This is a genomic window from Amycolatopsis speibonae (assembly GCF_042647925.1).
GTDB classification, from domain to species: domain Bacteria; phylum Actinomycetota; class Actinomycetes; order Mycobacteriales; family Pseudonocardiaceae; genus Amycolatopsis; species Amycolatopsis speibonae.
In genome coordinates this window covers 4338-5599 of the sequence record NZ_JBHRWK010000171.1, presented here as the reverse complement: position 1 = coordinate 5599, position 1262 = coordinate 4338, and the positions used below count along the sequence as shown (strand labels likewise).

At 63.4% G+C, this 1262-nt stretch carries 1 pseudogene; it reads left to right on the top strand.

Going from position 1 to position 1262, the window contains the following annotated elements:
• Positions 1-1262, top strand: a pseudogene (locus tag ACFOSH_RS45085) (hypothetical protein); the annotation flags it as partial.

The following is a 1262-nucleotide window of genomic DNA, read 5'->3' as shown; positions in this document are numbered from 1 at the left end:
GGTGTTGCACGAGGGGGAGTGGAATAAGTACGACGATCTGTTGTTGTTATTGCAGGCGAAGAAGGACTGGTTGCCGGTCAACATCTCGTTGGTGCCCGGTAGGGTGAGGTACTCGGATCCGTTGCGGTGGTGGGCCGAGGTGTGGTTGCGGGCGTATCAGGAGGCGGAGCTTCGAAAGACCGGAAATGCCCCGAAATTGAAGGACCTTGTGCCGCTCGTCGGAGGCATCGCGGGCGAAAAGACGGTACGCAAGTGGAACAGCGGCTTTCCCCAGAAGGTTGAGGATCTTCCTGTCGACGATGCCCCTTCAGACTCGGCTGTTCCTGGCCCGTCTGGCGAAAGTGGTGTCGGTGCTTCACCGACGCCGCTGCCGTCGGGGTTGGCGATGTCGGGGTCTGGTTCTGGGTCCGGGGTCGGCGCGTCGGGTTTTGCCGCGGGTGGTGTGCCGGTGCCGGTTGTGTCTGGTGCTGGGGGGTGGCAGGTCGGGTCGGAGCTGCAGTATTCCGGTGGCGGGTTCGGAGGGGGTGATGCCGTTCCTGCGCCGCTGGGGGCTTCTGATGGTGTTCTTGGTCTTGTCGGGCCGCGGCATCTCGCTCCGGGTGGCACTGGTCTGGTGTCTTCCGGTGCGGGGGCGGAAGGTCAGGGTGCGACCGGTGCCGGGTCGGGTGACGCTCTTCGGGCGGGGGTTCCGGCGGGTCTGCCCTGGGGTGCGGGTCCTGGCGAGGACGGCTCGCTGAAGGCGTATCTGAAGGTGCCCGGTCGTTCGGGCAAGGCGCCGCAGGAGGTGTTGGGGAAATGGGTAGGGGATTTGCAAGACGCGGCTGTGACGGTGACCGGTATGCGAGTACCCGCGTTTTTGGTGGCTGTTCTTTCCGACGGACAGGTCGAGGCGAGTCAGGTGTATTCCCTTACGGAAATGAACGCAGAGCATGAGCCCCGTCCGGGTCGGGTTCGCGACCTGATGCCGGAGTGGGTCAAGGCGTTCCGTCCTGGTGAGTTGCAGTGGTACGAGGGGGAGCACGGGGGGAAGCTGGAGAAGTACGACGATCTGTTGTTGTTATTGCGGGCGAAGAAGGACCAGTTGCCGGTCAACATCTCGTTTGAGCGCACTGGGAAGGGGTACTCGGATCCGTTGCGGCGATGGGCCGAGGTGTGGATTCGGGAGTACTGGGAGGCGAAGTTTGACGCGACGACCGGAAAATCCGTGTCGTCGGCAAGCCTTGCGAAGCGCTCCGGAAGAATCGTGTCCTCCAGTACGGTAC